At 63.3% G+C, this 14688-nt stretch carries 12 protein-coding genes; 5 read left to right on the plus strand and 7 right to left on the minus strand.

Annotation, left to right across the window (positions count from 1 at the left end; all coding sequences use genetic code 11):
- Positions 1–9: 9 nt before the first annotated feature.
- Positions 10–1245 carry a urate hydroxylase PuuD gene (locus BLW25_RS10655; protein ID WP_092898888.1) on the minus strand — a complete coding sequence of 412 codons (1236 nt, stop codon included), beginning with the start codon at positions 1243–1245 and terminating at the stop codon, positions 10–12.
- Between the two features lie 136 nt (positions 1246–1381).
- Here BLW25_RS10655 and BLW25_RS10660 point away from each other — a divergent pair, with 136 nt between their 5' ends.
- On the plus strand, positions 1382–2317 hold the full coding sequence (locus BLW25_RS10660) for a LysR family transcriptional regulator (protein ID WP_092898890.1): 936 nt from the start codon (positions 1382–1384) through the stop codon (positions 2315–2317).
- 84 nt (positions 2318–2401) lie between these two features.
- Here the strand turns inward: BLW25_RS10660 and BLW25_RS10665 are convergent, their stop codons facing one another.
- Together BLW25_RS10665 and uraH are read right to left on the minus strand one after the other, a co-directional pair.
- Complete coding sequence (locus BLW25_RS10665) at positions 2402–3916, minus strand: DUF2125 domain-containing protein (protein WP_092898892.1); 1515 nt, start codon at positions 3914–3916, stop codon at positions 2402–2404.
- A gap of 159 nt (positions 3917–4075) precedes the next feature.
- Positions 4076–4432, minus strand: a complete 357-nt coding sequence (gene uraH / locus BLW25_RS10670; RefSeq protein WP_092898894.1) for a hydroxyisourate hydrolase — start codon at positions 4430–4432, stop codon at positions 4076–4078.
- 172 nt (positions 4433–4604) lie between these two features.
- Between uraH and puuE the strand changes: the two genes are divergently transcribed.
- From puuE to BLW25_RS10685, 3 genes are all read left to right on the plus strand, one after another.
- Positions 4605–6020: an allantoinase PuuE gene (gene puuE / locus BLW25_RS10675; protein ID WP_092898896.1), complete on the plus strand. Its 1416-nt coding sequence runs from the start codon at positions 4605–4607 to the stop codon at positions 6018–6020.
- Positions 6017–6871, plus strand: a complete 855-nt coding sequence (locus BLW25_RS10680) for a bifunctional allantoicase/(S)-ureidoglycine aminohydrolase (RefSeq protein ID WP_092898898.1) — start codon at positions 6017–6019, stop codon at positions 6869–6871. The genes puuE and BLW25_RS10680 overlap by 4 nt, the downstream gene beginning before the upstream one ends.
- An 89-nt stretch (positions 6872–6960) precedes the next feature.
- Positions 6961–7473, plus strand: a complete 513-nt coding sequence (locus tag BLW25_RS10685) for an ureidoglycolate lyase (RefSeq protein WP_092898900.1) — start codon at positions 6961–6963, stop codon at positions 7471–7473.
- 13 nt (positions 7474–7486) lie between these two features.
- On the opposite strand, the gene hisG is transcribed toward BLW25_RS10685, so the two are convergent.
- From hisG to hisS, 3 genes are read right to left on the minus strand one after another with little or no spacing between them, the layout of a single operon-like run.
- On the minus strand, positions 7487–8194 hold the full coding sequence (gene hisG / locus BLW25_RS10690; RefSeq protein ID WP_092898902.1) for an ATP phosphoribosyltransferase: 708 nt from the start codon (positions 8192–8194) through the stop codon (positions 7487–7489).
- Entirely contained in the window at positions 8191–9300 is a 1110-nt protein-coding gene (locus tag BLW25_RS10695; protein WP_253188366.1) for an ATP phosphoribosyltransferase regulatory subunit, read from the minus strand. The genes hisG and BLW25_RS10695 overlap by 4 nt, the downstream gene beginning before the upstream one ends.
- Positions 9297–10781: a histidine--tRNA ligase gene (gene hisS, locus BLW25_RS10700; protein WP_092898904.1), complete on the minus strand. Its 1485-nt coding sequence runs from the start codon at positions 10779–10781 to the stop codon at positions 9297–9299. The genes BLW25_RS10695 and hisS overlap by 4 nt, the downstream gene beginning before the upstream one ends.
- A gap of 104 nt (positions 10782–10885) precedes the next feature.
- On the opposite strand from hisS, the gene BLW25_RS10705 reads away from it, so the two are divergent.
- The gene (locus BLW25_RS10705; protein ID WP_092898906.1) at positions 10886–11101 is read left to right on the plus strand and encodes a SlyX family protein; all 216 of its coding nucleotides are present in this window, start codon (positions 10886–10888) and stop codon (positions 11099–11101) included.
- A 97-nt stretch (positions 11102–11198) separates the two neighbouring features.
- Here BLW25_RS10705 and dnaE read toward each other — a convergent pair whose 3' ends face one another.
- Positions 11199–14687 carry a DNA polymerase III subunit alpha gene (gene dnaE / locus BLW25_RS10710; RefSeq protein ID WP_092898908.1) on the minus strand — a complete coding sequence of 1163 codons (3489 nt, stop codon included), beginning with the start codon at positions 14685–14687 and terminating at the stop codon, positions 11199–11201.
- Position 14688: the final 1 nt, after the last annotated feature.

The raw sequence follows: 14688 nt of genomic DNA on the forward strand, positions 1-14688 counted from the left end.
GCCAAAGGGTCAGACCGGATCGGGCAACCTGGCTGCGGCCCGGTACCAGTCGATGATCCGGTGGCGCTCTGCCTCCTCCATATAGCTCAGATTGCCCGGCGGCATCGCATGGGTGACACCGGATTGCAGATAGATCCGCCGGGCCTCATGCGCGATCTGTGCCTCGCTTTCCAATACGACTGCTTTCGGGGGCCAGAGCATCCCCTCCCAGGCGGGTTCCGCAGCGTGACACATCGAGCAGCGCCCCTGCACGATCGAAACCACATCCCCGAAGCCGGGCGCGCTCGCATAGCGCAGCGCCTCGCCTTCCAGCGCGGCCTCTTCAGGCTGCAGCCGCAAGGGCGCGGTCGAAAGCCAGGCGATGATCAGAAACAGAACCACCGTCACGCCCCAGGTCCAGTGCGGATTGCCGCGCCCGGCATGGCGGGTGTTGAACCAGTGACGGATGGTGACGCCCATCAGAAAGACAAGGCTCGCAATGATCCAGTTATATTCGGTCGCGAAGGCCAGCGGGTAGTGGTTTGCCAGCATCAGGAACAGCACCGGCAGCGTCAGGTAATTGTTATGCGTGCTGCGCTGCTTGGCGATACGGCCATATTTCGGATCGGGCGTGCGGCCCGCCTTCAGATCCGCCACCACGATCTTCTGATTGGGGATGATCACCAGGAAGACATTGGCGGACATGATCGTCGCGGTGAAGGCGCCAAGATGCAAAAGCGCCGCCCGGCCAGAAAAGACCGAGGCGTAGAAATACGACATCGCCACCAGAACGCCGAACAAAGCCAGCATGACAAGGCTTTGATTGGATTTCACAAAGACCCGGCAGATCGTGTCATAGGCCAGCCATCCGAAGGCGAGCGATCCGACCGAGATCGCCACTGCCTGCCAGACCTGCAGCTCCATCACCCGGGGGTCGATCAGGAAAAGCTCGGCGCCCAGGTAATAGACCAGCACCAGCATCAGGAAACCCGAAAGCCATGTGGCGTAGCTTTCCCATTTGAACCAGACCAGGTGTTCGGGCAGGCGTTCGGGCGCGACGAGGTATTTCTGGATATGGTAAAAGCCACCACCATGAACCTGCCATTCCTCGCCATAGGCACCGGGCGGCAGGTCGGGGGATTTCCTGAGGCCCAGATCCAGCGCCACGAAGTAAAAGCTCGATCCGATCCAGGCGATGGCTGTGATCACATGCAGCCAGCGCGCCGCCAGTTGCATCCAGTCCCAGAGTACTGTGAAATCATACATAGCCGCCGCCTCTTCTGCCTGAATCCCAGGCTATACCGAAGCCGGCTTTCCTGTTAACCGGGATAATCTCTCGGCACTTTCAAACAGGGCCGAACAATCAAATGCTGACCGCTTCTGCGCCAATCCGGGTTTCAGGATGAGCTATGTCAACAATCTGAGGATGTTCGTCAGGGTCTATGACCTTGGCTCGATGTCGGCGGCAGCGCGGGATCAGCGCTGTTCGCCCGCCGTCGCCTCGTCCAGGATCTCCGAGCTGGAAAAGCATCTTGGCACCCGGCTTTTCAACCGCACCACGCGCTCGCTGCAACCGACCTCGAACGGGCGGCTGTTTTACGACGGCGCGCTTACGGTGCTTGAAGCGATTGCAGAGGCCGAAGCGGCACTGATGACCGCGACACAGAACCCGCGTGGCACCATTGTCATCTCGGCGCCGCTTGGGGTCGGGCGCCGGCTGATCGCGCCACATGTGCCCGCCTTCAAGGATCTCTGGCCGCAAATCGAGCTGCGGCTGCGGCTTTCGGACCGGCCGGTGGATATCCTGGCTGAGGGGATCGACCTCGCCTTCCATCTTGGCATGCCCGAGGATTCCTCGCTGAAAATGCGGCTGATCTCAGGGGCGCCGCGGGTGCTTTGTGCCGCGCCGGACTATATCGCGCGGCGCGGAATGCCGGCGGATGGCGCGGCGCTGATCAGAGACGGGCATGACTGCCTGATCCTGCGCTATCCGGGCGTGCGCGAATATCGCTGGACGCTGGAAACCCCTGACGGGCCGCAGCAATTCGCGGTCAGCGGCCCGTTTGAAAGTGATGACGGCGATGTGCTGACCGGCTGGGCGCTGGACGGGCGGGGCATTGTGCTCAAACCGCTGTTTGAGGTGGCGGCGCATCTGCGCGAAGGCCGGCTGGTGCCGGTGGCGGTGGCCACGCCGCCGCTCGACACGCAGCTCGCGATCCTGATGCAGCACCGGCGGCTGAAAGACCCCAAGCTGCAGCTCTTTGCCGATTACATCGTGACGCATATCCGCGAGGCGATCCGGCGCGAGACCGATGGCCCCGCGGCCGCCCTTCTGTAAACCGCGTTCCCGCAACTGCATCCCCCAAATGCAGAACGCGGCCCCGAAGGGCCGCGTTCCGGTTTGTCAGCCTATGGCCGCAGCTTATTGCAGCTGCTGGCCATTTGCGAAAATGCTGAAGCCTTCTTTGAACTCGATTTTCGAGGTCAGGCTGTCGGGCTCCGAGCCCGGGACCATGAACATGCCCATCATCATCCGCGCGCCCATTGCATCCTGTTCCGCGAGGACACCGATGGAGATCAGGCCGTTGATCAGCTGCTCTGCCCCGGTGAGGTTCACATTCACTTCGCCCAGCGGAGCCGGGAAGCCGATGCTGTTGTCGAAGGTCAGCGCGCCGGTTGCGTTAAGGGCGGCACCGGCCAGTTTCAGCGCGGCCTGGGTGATGTTCAGCGATTCCGGCTCCGGGATCACCGGCTCACCGCCGGTTTCATCTGCAACCGCCATCGCGATCCAGTCGACTTTCGCCTTGCCGCTGAGATCAAGCGCCAGATCGATCGGATCACGCTTCAGCGCGGCATTCGGGTCAAAGAGGCCCCAGCTTTCGTCATTCAGCGTCAGCTGACCAAGGATCAGCTTCAGGCCGTAATCGGCAGCGGTTTCCCCCGACATGACCGGCGAAAGCAGGTTCATCTCGACATCGGCGATGGTGATCTTTGCCGGAGCCGGCAGACCATCAGAGGTCACGACGATCTCCATGCCGTCATTGCCTTTCGAGGCAAGGCTGAAGACATCCTTGTTGAACAGCACATCTGCCGTGGCCGGGCCGGCCTTCATATCCATGTCAAACGACATGAACATCGACTTCTCACTGGATTTGCCCGTGGAGGCGCCGTTGGTGGTGTTCAGCTTAAGCTGGAGACCCTGTTGCAGCGCGGTGCCGAAATCAGCCGGCGACTGGATCTCGCCAAGGGTGATGGTGCTCGGCAGGGTGAATTCAGCGGCCAGCGCAAGATTGACGGATTCGCTGTTCGAGGTGCTTTTGCTGTCGAATGACGGCTGGTCGGAATTGATCGCATAGATCAGCTTCGCCGTCTCAAGCGCCACCGAGAACACGCGGTTGGTGCCCGGGATATCGCTGTAGCTGCCCTTCAGCCCTTCAAAGGTGAAATTGCCATTATCCTTGCCCGGCTCCGGGGTTTCATCTTCGCCGTAAGCAAAGCCCGGGGTGGTGAAATCATAGGCAATATCGAGCTTTTTCGCCGAATAGTCATAGATGATGCCACCATTATCGCCTTCGCGGGCGATGATGGACAGGCCGTCATGGGTCAGTTTCGCCGTGCCACCCTCTTCGGCGGTGCCGGTCTGGAAACCGATCGCGTCGCCTGGGGTGATGGTGACGGTGCCATCGCTGTTTTCGGTCAGGGTCAGTGCCGAAACGGTCAGCGGATCGGGCGCGTCTTCCGGAGCGATGCTCAATCCGTTGAGGGTCAGAGTGCCGCCCGAATTTGCTTCGGTCGCGACATTAATGGTCAGCCCGATCAGGCCGGCGCCGTCCTTCCAGGACTGCCAGACCTGATCAGCGGTCAGCGCCGCATGGGCGCTTCCACTCATCAGAACGACCATTGCGGGAACGGCAAAGCCATGCCTCAGAAACGCCATGTGATCTCTCCGGAACAATGCAATTACGCGAGTGACATGCCAAGGTTAGCGGCAGACTGCAAGTCAGCCTTTCCCGACCGGCGGAATTCTACGTAATTCGTCGGGCCCTGCAAAACTAGCATCCGCAGGCGGTGCAATCCAGGGAAAAAGGCCCGGCGTTCAGCTGCCCCGATAGGTGGAATAGGCAAAGGGGCTCAGGAGCAGCGGCACGTGATAATGCTGGTCCGGATGCCCAATTCCAAAGCGGATCGGGATCTGGTCAAGAAACAGCCCCTCGCCCTGCGCCTGGCCGCTCTGGCGCAGATAATCGCCCGCTTCAAAGACCAGCTCATATTCCCCGGCCCGCATCGCCTCCCCCGCCAGCAGCGGCGCATCGCAGCGGCCATCCGCATTGGTCACCACCCGGGCAAGCAGCGCGCGCGCGTTCCCTTCGATGCGCCACAGGCTGATCGCAAGCCCCGCCGCCGGCTGGCCCCGCGCGGTATCCAGCACATGTGTCGTCAGCCTGCCGCCCATCTGCCGCCCCTCTCCTGATCAGTGCCGCCAGCAAAGCATGACAGCGCTGTGCAGGCGAGTCTCCTGCAACAAGGCCCGCAAGACCAGGAAGGAGTTTCGCGCAAAACAGAAAAGCCTTGTCGCTTGCCACGCGCTATTCTGCCCCGTGACAGCACTGCCGGAGCCCGTATCCATGACCCGCTACCCCCGCGATTTCCGAGGCCATGGCCCCAATCCCCCCGATGCGGCCTGGCCCGGAGGCGCGAAGATCGCCATCTCGCTGGTGCTGAATTACGAAGAGGGCGGCGAGAACAATATCCTGCATGGTGATGCCGGGTCAGAAGCCTTCCTCTCGGACATCGCGGGCGCGCAGCCCTGGCCTGGCCTGCGCCACTGGAATATGGAATCGCTTTACGATTACGGCGCGCGGGCGGGGTTCTGGCGGCTCCACCGCCTGTTCACCCGGCGGGGGATCCCGGTCACGATCTACGGCGTCGCGACCGCATTGGCGCGCAACCCCGAACAGGTGGCCGCGATGCAGGAGGCGGGATGGGAAATCGCCAGCCACGGGCTGAAATGGGTCGAGCATCGCGATATGCCCGAGGCCGACGAGGCCGCAGCGATTGCCGAAGCCTTCCGCCTGCATGAAGAGGTCACCGGGGCGCCGCCTTCGGGCTGGTATACCGGACGCTGCTCGATGAACACGGTGCGGCTTACCGCAGAGACAGGGCGCCTCGCCTGGATTTCCGACACTTATGACGACGATCTGCCCTGGTGGCTGAAGACCGGCGACCATGATCAGCTGGTGATCCCCTATACGCTCGAAGCAAATGACATGCGCTTTGCCACTGCGCCGGGCTATATCACCGGCGAGCAGTTCTTCACCTATCTGAAAGACAGCTTTGATGTGCTTTACGCCGAAGGCGTCGCGGGTCACGCCAAGATGTTTTCCATAGGCCTGCATAACCGGCTGATCGGGCGGCCCGGAAAATTTGCGGGCCTGCAGAAGTTTCTTGATTACGCGCAAAGCCATGAGGGGGTCTGGTTTCCCCGCCGCATCGACATTGCCGATCACTGGCGGCGCACCCATCCACCGGTTGCGCAGGAACGCCCCTCACAAATGTCGCGCGCGGCATTTGTCGCCCGGTTCGGCGGCATTTACGAACATTCGCCCTGGATCGCGGATCAGGCATGGGAGCTGGAGCTTGGCCCCGCCCATGACAGCGCTGTCGGGCTGGCCTCGGCACTGGCCCGCGCCTTCCGCCGTGCCTCGCCCGAGGCCCGGCTTCAGGTGCTGCGCGCCCATCCCGATCTCGCCGGCAAACTGGCCGCCGCGAAACGGCTGACGGCGTCAAGCACATCTGAGCAGGCCTCGGCAGCGCTGGACGCCCTGACCGATGCCGAGCGCGCCACCTTTCAGCGCCTCAATACCGCTTACACCGCGCGTCACGGCTTTCCGTTCATCATCGCGGTCCGTGACAATACCAGGGCCTCGATCCTCGCTGCGTTCGAGGCCCGCCTCGCCAATGACAGCGAGACCGAATTCAAGACCGCCTGCACCCAGGTGGAACGCATTGCCACCCTTCGCCTGAAAGACCTCCTGCCATGACGACACGCAGCTATTACGCTCCCGAAGGCGGCCTGCCCCCCCAGACCCGGCTGATGACCGGGCGGGCCGTGTTCACCGATGCCTATGCGGTGATCCCGAAGGGCTGTTTCTCCGACATCCTCACCAGTTTTCTGCCGGGATGGGATAAAACCAGGCTCTGGCTGATCGCCCGCCCGATGTCGGGCTTTGCGGAAACCTTCAGCCAATATGTGATGGAGGTCGCGCCCGGCGGTGGTTCCACGACCCCCGAACCCGATGCCGGCGCCGAGGGCTGGCTCTTTTTCACCGGAGGCCTCGCCACCCTGACGCTGAACGGCGTGGGATATGAGATGGAGGCAGGCTCCTACGCCTATATCCCGCCCGGCGCCTCCTGGACGCTTTTAGCCGAAGGCCGCAGCCCTGCGCGTTTCCACTGGATCCGCAAATTGTGGGAGCCCGCCGCCGGCCTGACGCCCCCCGACCCTGTCGTGATCAATGAGCGCGATATCGCACCGACGCCGATGCCCGACACGGGCGGCGTCTGGGCCACCACCCGTTTCGTCGCGCCCGACGATCTGCGCCATGACGGCCATGTCACCGTCGTCACCTTCCAGCCCGGCGGCCTGATCCCGTTCGAAGAGACCCATGTCATGGAACATGGTCTCTATGTGCTCGAAGGCAAGGCGGTCTATAAACTCAACCAGGACTGGGTCGAGGTCGAGGCGGGCGATTTCATGTGGCTGCGCGCCTATTGCCCCCAGGCCTGCTATGCCGGCGGCCCGGGCCCGTTCCGTTACCTGCTTTACAAAGATGTCAACCGTCACGCCAAACTGCGCGGCCCCGGCGCCTTCGGCAACCCGTCCGGGCGCTGAAACCCGCCCCTTTTCATCTGTCTGAAAATATCCTCGGGGGTCCGGGGGGCCGAGGCCCCCCGGCGCTCACCACAAGCGTAAAGGCTGCCATGCAGATCCACCCAGAACCCCTGACACCCGAGGCCTTCGCCCCCTTCGGCGACGTTCTTGCGGCAACCGGCCCCCATCGCCTGATCAATGACGGTCTCTGCCAGCGCCATCATGACCTTGCCCGCCTCGATTTCGGCGAAGACAGCTCTCCGCCCGGCCGCGCCGGCATCTCGGTTTTCAAGGCCGCACCCCGCGCCCTGCCCTATGAATTCGACCTGATCGAGCGCCACCCGGATGGCTCACAGGCCTTCATCCCGATGTCGGATCAGCCCTTCCTGGTGATCGTCGCCACAGGCCCGGACATGACCCCCCGCGCCTTTCTGACCAATGGTGCGCAAGGCGTGAACCTGCATCGTGGCACCTGGCATGGGGTGCTGACGCCGCTCGGCGCGCCGGGGCTGTTTGCGGTCGTGGACCGGATCGGTGAAAGCCGCAATCTCGAGGAATACCGCTATCCGCACCCCTGGCTGGTGGTGGAGGCGGGGCTCGCCCCCGCAGCCCGGGGCATTTAGGCCAGGAGGAAGATCAGAGCCCCGGCATCGGGAGGCCCAGCCTCGCCGCAAGCGCCGCGAGGGTCGCGGTCTGATCAGGCGCCCAATCCGCGTTGCGGGCCAGGAACAGGGTTGCCTGGCTTTGATGGATCAGCCCCTCCGGGAGGATCTTCAGGTGGTTGGCGCGCAGCGTCTCGCCCGACGAGGTGATATCGGCAATCGCCTCGGCGGTAAGGTTCTTCACCGTGCCCTCGGTCGCGCCCTGGCTGTCCACCAGCGCGTAATCGGCAACACCATTGGCGGTCAGGAAATCACGCACCAGGCGGTGATATTTCGTCGCGATCCTGAGGCGAAACCCGTGTTGCGCCCGGAAGGCGCTTGCGGCGGCATCCAGATCATCCAGCGTATCGACATCGACCCAGGCCTGGGGCACCGCGATCACCAGATCGGCATGGCCAAAGCCAAGCGGCTGCCAGTCGGCCACCTGGGCGTGCCACGCCGCCAGCTTGTCACGCACCAGATCCGATCCGGTCACGCCCAGATGGATGCGGCCCGCTGCCAGCTCGCGCGGGATTTCGCCGGCGGAAAGCATCACCAGTTCCACCCCGTCGATCCCGTCGATCCGGCCGGAATATTCCCGTTCATTGCCGGTTTTCGCCATCGCGAGGCCGCGCGCGCCGAACCAGTCGAAGGTCTTTTCCATCAGCCGGCCCTTGGACGGCACCCCGATCTTGAGCATCAGATTGCCCCTTTCAGTCGCGCCACCAGTTCGGGGCGGATGATGCCCCCCACGGCGGGGATCGAGCCACCCTGGCCCAGATGCGCCGTCAGCGCGTCATAGCGCCCGCCCGACGCCACCGCCGGCAGGGCCGGATCAGCGGCCGCCAGGGTGAAGACGAAACCGTCGTAATATTCCAGCGTGGTGCGGCCATGGCTTGCCTCGAAAGGCAGGGTTTCGACATTGACGCCGCGCGCCTTCAGCGCTTCGAGCCGCGCCGCAAATCGTTCAATCGCCGGGGTGATCGCGGGCAGCATGGGCGCAATCCCGCGCAGATGGGCGAGCGCCGCCAGCGAGGGCGCCTGAAGCGTCAGCAGATCATAAAGCAGCGCGGCTTCGGTCGCAGCGATGGGCGGCGTGGCCGCATCTTCGATCAGCGCGGCTGCGCGTCCGGCGATATCTTCGGCCGAGCGCAGACCGACAAGCGGGCCTGCGGCCTCGATCAGCGCCTCTGGCGCATCGGATTTCAGCCGCTCGAGCAGCGCGGCCCGGGCCGGAGACGGCGCGGCACGCCCCGCGAAACGGTCAAGCAGCGCACGAAACCGCTTCGGGCGCCAGATATGGCGCAAGAGCGCGGCCTTGCGCCGGTCCGAGGTCGACAGCCCCCTCACAGCGGCCATCAGAATCCCAATATCGCCGGTGGCCGGGCGCAGGTTCAGGGGCGCCAACAGGTCGGAGAACAGTGCGAAAACCTCGGCATCGGCCTCGGAGGCGGCACGGTCAAAAACCTCAAAGCCAACCTGGAGATATTCGCGGGCGCGGGCGTCAGGGTCTTCCTGACGGCGAAAGACCTCGCCCATATAGGCATAACGCGCGGGCTCGGCACCGTCCCGCATATGGGCCTCGACCACCGGCACGGTGAAATCGGGGCGCAGCATCATTTCGCCAAGGGTCGGATCGGCGGTCACATAGGCGCGGGCACGGATATCCTCGCCGTAAAGGTCCAGAAGCGGGCCGGCAGGCTGCAGGATCTCGGTCTCTACCGCCACGGCACCGGCGGCGAGAAGCTGCCCGTAAAGCTCATCGGCAACTGCGCGGATCGCGGCCCTGTCACTGGCGGAAAGCATCATTGCCCCAGCATCTTGCGCACAGAGGCCACCAGATCGCCGCGCGCGGTTTCGACCTGGGCGGGGCGGTCTTTCCATTCCTCAAGCGTGGCGTTTTCCGCGATTTTCGCGCCAAGGATCAGGTCTTTCAGCACCACAACACCGCGCGCCGCCTCGTCCGAACCCTGGATCACCGCAACCGGGCTTTGCCGTTTATCCGCATATTTCAGCTGGTTGCCGAAGTTCTTCGGATTGCCGAGATAGACCTCGGCACGGATGCCGGCATTTCTGAGATCCGCGACCATCGACATGTAATCGGCCATACGGTCACGGTCCATCACGGTCACCACGACCGGGCCGGTCGTATCCGCCGCCACGCGACCTTTCGCATGCAGCGCCGCAAGGAGCCGGTCGACCCCGATCGACACCCCGGTCGCAGGCACCGCCTGGCCGGTGAAGCGTTTCACCAGATCGTCATAGCGCCCGCCGCCCGCGACCGAGCCGAACTGGCGCTTGCGGCCCTTTTCGTCGAGGATTTCAAAGGTCAGTTCCGCCTCGAACACCGGTCCGGTATAATAGCCAAGGCCGCGCACAACGCCCGGGTCCAGCACGATCCGGTCAGGCCCATAGCCCTGGGCATCCAGCAGCGCCGCGATGGTTTCCAGCTCATTGACGCCTTCGGCGCCAAGGGTCGAGGCGCCGACCAGTTCGCGCAACCGGGCAACCGTCTCCGCGCCACTGTCGCGTTTCGCCGAAACAAAGCCCATCACGACCTCGGCCTGTTCCGAGGAGAGGCCCGCGCCTTTGGTGAAATCACCGGACTCGTCCTTGCGGCCCTCGCCCAGCAGCGCGCGCACGCCCGCATCGCCCAGCCGGTCGATCTTGTCGATGGCGCGCAGAACGATGCCACGCTCGGCCTCGAACCTGGTGGCATCCGAGGGATCAAGGACGCCCGCGACCTCCATCACCCCGTTCAGCACTTTTCGGTTGTTCACCTTGACCACGTAATCGCCGCGCTGGATGCCGACCACTTCAAGCGCATCCGAGAGCATGGCGCAGATTTCGGCATCCGCCGCCACCGACCCCGTGCCGACCGTATCGGCGTCGCATTGGTAGAACTGGCGGAAGCGGCCCGGGCCCGGCTTTTCATTCCGCCAGACCGGCCCCATCGCATAGCGGCGATAGGGTGAGGGCAGATCATTGCGATATTGCGCCGCGACCCGCGCCAGCGGCGCCGTCAGGTCATAGCGCAATGCCATCCAGGCCTCATCCTCATCCTGCCAGGCAAAAACACCCTCATTCGGGCGATCAACATCGGGAAGGAATTTGCCAAGCGCCTCGACGGTTTCCACCGCCGATGTCTCCAGCGCCTCGAACCCATAGCGATGATAGACCCCGGCAATGGCGTCCAGCATGGCTTTACGTTCGGTGACCTCGGCCCCGAAATAATCGCGAAATCCCTTGGGGGTCTCGGCCCGGGGGCGGCGGATCTTGCCTTCGGACATGGGTCTTGCCTTCGGATAGAGGAGCGTTTGCCGGTGATTGCGGCCCGGCGGCAGTTGCTGCATCCTCTAGCGGATGGGGCAAGAGGCGACAAGCGGCGGATAAGATGACGACTGAGAGAAGCGACCGGGATGCAGCCCTGGAAGAACGGATCGCGCATCTGATCCGGGCAATGGATGATCTGTCGGATGTGGTGGCGCGCCAGGATCGCGAGATCACCCAGCTGAACCGCCGGGTGCATATGCTGATGGAGCGCGAGGCCGAACGCGAGCAGATGGCGGGCGAAGCCCCGGCTGCGAACCAGCCGCCGCCGCATTGGTGACGGCTGATTGGCGCAGCTGCTGATGCGTTTCCCGACCCGGTCGGCGTGAAGCCCCGAAGGCATGATCCCGGTGCCAGGTGGCGCCGGGGGAGCAGTGTCAGACCTCTTCGACCATCACCACGCCCTGCATCGCCTTGATAGCGCCCCGGATCTGCGGGCTGACCGGATAGGGGTCGGGCAAGAGAAGGTCGATCTCGCGCCCCTCTTCGTCGGGAACACAAAGCGTGATGCGACCGCGCATCCGGCCCTCGGATTTGCCGAGAAGCATGGCGATCGAGGTGACCGCTTCGGGCCGGTCAATATGGATGCGGATGTCAGCCGCCTCGGATTTCGCCGCCACGCGGTCGATGGGTTCGACGCCATTGGCCAGAAGCTTCACGCCCTCGCCATCCGGGTCGACCTTGACCGTCAGCACCACATTGCTGCCCGGCTCCAGAAATTCGCGGCAGGCTTCCAGCACATCCGAGAAACAGGTGACCTCATAAAGCCCGGTCGGGTCCGAGAGCGAGACAAAGGCGAATCGATTGCCCTTGGCCGATTTCCGCTCCTGCCGCGCCGAAACCGAGCCCGCGATCTTTGCGATATAAGGGCCTTTGGCCAGTGCCTTCCTGGTGATCTCGGCCAGGGTCTCGACCTTCTGGCGTTTCAGCGCCGGCATGTAATCATCGAGCGGATGGCCCGAGAGATAAAAGCCCACGGCCTGATGTTCATGCCCCAGCCGTTCGACCGGCAGCCAATCATCGCGGAAGGGGATACGCGGCTCGGGGATATCCGAGCCCGAAGACCCGAAGAGCGAGACCTGGGCGGAGACCGCCGCCTCATGCACCGCCGCCGAATAGGCGACCAGCCCGTCCAGTGCCTCGAACATGCGGGCGCGGTTGGGATCAAGCTGGTCAAAGGCCCCGGCGCGGGCCAGCATCTCCATCGGGCGTTTGCCGATCTTTTTCAGATCCACCCGGCGCGCGAAATCGAAGATCGTCGCGAAAGGCCTGTCACCACGCGCATCGACGATAGACCGCATCGCCTCGACACCGACATTTTTCAGCGCGCCGAGGCCGTAGACCAGTTGCTGATCTTTGACCGAAAACACCGCGAGCGAGCGGTTGACGCAAGGCGGCACGACCTTGACCTCCATCCGGTCCAGCTCGCGCTTATAGACGGCGAGCTTGTCGGTCAGATGGATATCGCAATTCATCACACCGGACATGAATTCGACCGGGTGGTTCGCCTTCATCCAGCCGGTCTGGTAGCTCACGACCGCATAGGCCGCAGCGTGCGATTTGTTGAAGCCGTAATTCGCGAATTTCTCCAGCAGGTCAAAGACCTCGCCGGATTTTTTGGTGTCGATCTGGTGGGTGGCGGTGCAGCCCTCGATAAATTTGGGCCGCTCTTTCGCCATTTCCTCGGCGATCTTTTTCCCCATCGCGCGGCGCAACAGGTCGGCGCCACCAAGTGAATAGCCCGCCATGACCTGGGCGATCTGCATCACCTGCTCCTGGTAGACGATGATGCCCTGCGTCTCTTTCAGGATGTGATCGATGGTCGGGTGGATACTTTCCAGCGCGCGGGTGCCGTTTTTCACCTCGCAATAAGTCGGGATATTCTCCATCGGGCCGGGGCGATACAGCGCCACCAATGCGACGATATCCTCGATACAGGTCGGCTTCATGCGCCGGAGCGCATCCATCATGCCAGAGCTTTCCACCTGGAAGACAGCAACCGTGCGCGCGGCGGAATAAAGGTCATAGGTCGCTTTGTCATCAAGCGGGATATGCCCGATGTCGTTCTCAGCACCCTTCGGTGGCTCGTAAAGCTGCGTCCCGTCCGGGCCGATATGCAAAGGCCGCCCGGCTTCCAGCACCTGGCGGATCGCATCCTTGATCACGGTCAGGGTCTTCAGCCCGAGGAAGTCGAACTTTACCAGCCCCGCCGCCTCGACCCATTTCATATTGAACTGGGTGGCGGGCGTGTCCGAGCGCGGATCCTGATAGAGCGGCACCAGCTCATCCAGCGGCCGGTCGCCGATCACCACACCGGCGGCATGGGTGCCGGCAGAGCGGTAAAGCCCCTCGACCTGTTCGGCATATTTCAGCAGCCGCGCGACAACTTCTTCTTTCGCCGCCTCGCGCAGACGCGGCTCATCCGCCAGTGCCTTGGTGATCGAGACCGGCTTGACGCCTTCGACCGGGATCATCTTCGCCAGCCGGTCCACCTGACCATAAGACATCTGCAGCACACGCCCGACATCGCGCACCGCCATCTTTGAAAGCAGCGCGCCGAAGGTGATGATCTGCGCCACTTTGTCATGGCCGTATTTGTCCTGCACATAGCGGATCACCTCCTCGCGGCGATCCATGCAGAAGTCGATGTCGAAGTCGGGCATTGAGACCCGCTCGGGATTCAAAAACCGCTCGAACAGCAGCGCATAGCGCAAAGGATCAAGGTCGGTGATCAGCAGGACATAGGCGACAAGCGAGCCCGCCCCCGAACCCCGCCCCGGCCCGACCGGAATATCGTGGTCCTTGGCCCATTTGATGAAATCGGACACGATCAGGAAATAGCCGGGGAAACCCATGCGCTCGATGATCGAGAGCTCGAATTTCAGCCGTTCCTCATATTCTTCGCGCGGCGCGGCGAGCGGAATCACGGCGAGGCGTTTCTCCAGGCCGTCCCAGGCCTGGCGCCGCAGTTCCTCGACCTCATCTTCTGCGAAAACCGGCAGGATAGGTTTGCGCTTATAGGCCATGAAGGCACAGCGGCGCGCGATCTCGACGGTGTTTTCCAGCGCCTCCGGCAGATCGGCAAACAGCGCGCACATCTCGGATTCGGATTTCAGATAATGCTGTGGCGTCAGACGTCTGCGCGGCTCCAGCTGGTCGACATAGGCGCCTTCCGCGATGCAGATCAGCGCGTCATGCGCCTCATACATGTCGGATTTCGGGAAATAGACGTCATTCGTCGCAACCAGAGGCAGGTTCAGATCATAGGCCAGCTCGATATGGCCGCGCTCGGACAGCGCTTCGGCCTGCGGCAGTCGCCCGCCCTCGCCCGGATGGCGCTGCAATTCGATGTAAAGCCGATCGGGATAAATCGCCGCCAGCCGTTCGGTCAGGGCCCGGGCCTTCGGCATCTGCCCGCCCTGCAACAGCCGCCCCAAAGGCCCGTCCGGCCCGCCGCTCAGACAGATCAGCCCGGCGCTGTGCGCCGCCAGCTGATCCACCGTCACCTGCACCAGCTGCCCCGCCTTGCCCAGATAGAGGCAGGAGTTCAGCTTCATCAGATTCTCATATCCCGCCTCGGTCTGCGCCAGGAGCACAAGCGAGGCCGGCAGGCGCGGCTTTTCTCCCGGCGCCGCCGGATCATATTCCAGCGCCACCTGGCAGCCGACGATGGGCTGGACCCCGGCATCCTTGCAATGGCTGGAAAATTCCAGCGCGCAGAACATATTGTTGGAATCGGTGACCGCGATGGCCGGCATCTCGGCGCCCGCCGCCAGTTTCACAAGCTTCTTGACCGGTATCGCGCCTTCCAGCAGCGAATGTTCGGTATGGGTGCGAAGATGGATGAATTTGGGGGCGCGTGACATG

It is taken from the genome of Rhodobacter sp. 24-YEA-8 (assembly GCF_900105075.1).
Classification (GTDB): Bacteria; Pseudomonadota; Alphaproteobacteria; order Rhodobacterales; family Rhodobacteraceae; genus Pseudogemmobacter.

Bases quoted from the DNA above. Each gene is read 5' to 3' on its own strand.
- puuE (WP_092898896.1), top strand. From the start codon at position 4,605: ATGACCCGCTACCCCCGCGATTTCCGAGGCCATGGCCCCAATCCCCCC.
- BLW25_RS10665 (WP_092898892.1), bottom strand. From the start codon at position 3,916: ATGGCGTTTCTGAGGCATGGCTTTGCCGTTCCCGCAATGGTCGTTCTG.
- BLW25_RS10695 (WP_253188366.1), bottom strand. From the start codon at position 9,300: ATGATGCTTTCCGCCAGTGACAGGGCCGCGATCCGCGCAGTTGCCGAT.
- dnaE (WP_092898908.1), bottom strand. From the start codon at position 14,687: ATGTCACGCGCCCCCAAATTCATCCATCTTCGCACCCATACCGAACAT.
- BLW25_RS10660 (WP_092898890.1), top strand. From the start codon at position 1,382: ATGAGCTATGTCAACAATCTGAGGATGTTCGTCAGGGTCTATGACCTT.
- uraH (WP_092898894.1), bottom strand. From the start codon at position 4,432: ATGGGCGGCAGGCTGACGACACATGTGCTGGATACCGCGCGGGGCCAG.
- BLW25_RS10685 (WP_092898900.1), top strand. From the start codon at position 6,961: ATGCAGATCCACCCAGAACCCCTGACACCCGAGGCCTTCGCCCCCTTC.
- BLW25_RS10705 (WP_092898906.1), top strand. From the start codon at position 10,886: ATGACGACTGAGAGAAGCGACCGGGATGCAGCCCTGGAAGAACGGATC.
- BLW25_RS10655 (WP_092898888.1), bottom strand. From the start codon at position 1,245: ATGTATGATTTCACAGTACTCTGGGACTGGATGCAACTGGCGGCGCGC.
- BLW25_RS10680 (WP_092898898.1), top strand. From the start codon at position 6,017: ATGACGACACGCAGCTATTACGCTCCCGAAGGCGGCCTGCCCCCCCAG.
- hisS (WP_092898904.1), bottom strand. From the start codon at position 10,781: ATGTCCGAAGGCAAGATCCGCCGCCCCCGGGCCGAGACCCCCAAGGGA.